Genomic DNA, 1,454 nt, shown 5'->3' with positions numbered 1-1,454 from the left:
GCCTAATGGGAGCTACGGAACCGGGGAATGCTCGGTTCCGTAGCCGCCGGTAGGTGAGCACTTTCGACGCCGGAGCCTTCGAGCTCTGAGGTCAGACCGTGCCCTTGCTGGTCGGCCGGGAGGCCAGACCGCTGATGGGGTGGCGTGCCCGCCCGTCAGGGCGTGAGCACTGGATCCATTAGGCCGCGTGCCGTGCCTTCCGCGGGCTGCACCGCTGGGGTGAAGTACGTGACTGGGGAGGGTCTGTTGCTGTTGATCGGTGATGACTGGGCCGAGGACCACCACGATGTCGAGGTCCAGGACGGGAGCGGCCGGAAGCTGGCCGCCGCGAACCTGCCCGAAGGGGTGGCGGGCATCGCGAAACTGCACGAACTCATCGCCCGCCACGGCGGTGAGGGCCTGGATCCGGGCGAGGTGGTGGTAGGGATCGAGACCGACCGCGGCTCGTGGGTGCAGGCCCTGATCGCCTCCGGCTACCAGGTCTTCGCGATCAACCCCCGGCAGGTCAACCGCTTCAAGGAACGCTATGGCTCCTCCGGAGCCAAGAGCGACAAGGGCGACGCGCACGCGCTCGCCGACATGGTCCGCATCGACCGGGCCCAGCTGCGGCCGGTGGCCGGCGACAGCGAGCGGGGACAAGCCGTCAAGGTCGTCGCCCGCGCCCACCAGACCCTCATCTGGGAACGGACCCGCACCTTCCAGCGGCTGCGCACCACACTGCGCGAGTACTTCCCCGCTGCCCTGCACGCCTACGCGGACCTGGCCCTGACCAGCACCGATGCGCTGGAACTGCTGGTCAAGGCACCCACCCCGGCCACGGCGGCGAAGCTGACCCGCACCCAGATCGCCGCCGTCCTGACCCGCCACCGCCGCCATAACCGGGACGCGAAAGCGGCCGACATCCAGAGCGCGCTGCGCGAGCGGCAGCTCGGCCTGCCCGAGCCGGTCACTGCCGCCTACGCGGCCGCCGCCACCGCTCACGCCCGTCTGATCATCGCGTTGAACGAGCAGATCGCTGTGATGGAAGAGCAGGTGAGGGCGCATTTTCTGGCGCACCCGGACGCTGAGATCTACCTCTCGATGCCCGGTATCGGTGAGATCGTCGGCGCCCGGGTGCTCGCCGAGTTCGGAGACGATCCCACCCGATACGCCTCCGCGAAGGCCCGTAAGAACTACGCCGGCACCAGCCCCATCACCCGGGCCTCCGGCAAGAGCCACACCGTCCAGGCCCGCTACGTCCGCAACAACCGGCTCGCCGACGCGCTTCAGACCCAGGCGTTCTCCGCCCTGCGGGCCTCACCCGGCGCCCGCAGCTACTACGACAAGCAACGCGCCCGCGAGGCCGGCTACAACCCGGCCCTCCGCCAACTCGGCAACCGACTCGTCGGCATCCTCCACGGCTGCCTCAAAACCCGCACCCGCTACGACGAAGCGACCGCCTGGTCCCACCACGC

General features: G+C 69.6%; 1 protein-coding gene. It reads left to right on the top strand.

Going from position 1 to position 1,454, the window contains the following annotated elements; genetic code table 11:
• Positions 1–246: 246 nt before the first annotated feature.
• On the top strand, positions 247–1,454 hold a 1,208-nt coding region (locus tag ABTY04_RS40950; RefSeq protein ID WP_352218513.1), incomplete at its 3' end, for an IS110 family RNA-guided transposase.

This window comes from Streptomyces sp. NPDC097981 (assembly GCF_040302565.1).
GTDB lineage: Bacteria > Actinomycetota > Actinomycetes > Streptomycetales > Streptomycetaceae > Streptomyces.
Note: the sequence above shows the minus strand (reverse complement) of the source record. Positions and strands in the feature narration are given on the sequence as shown.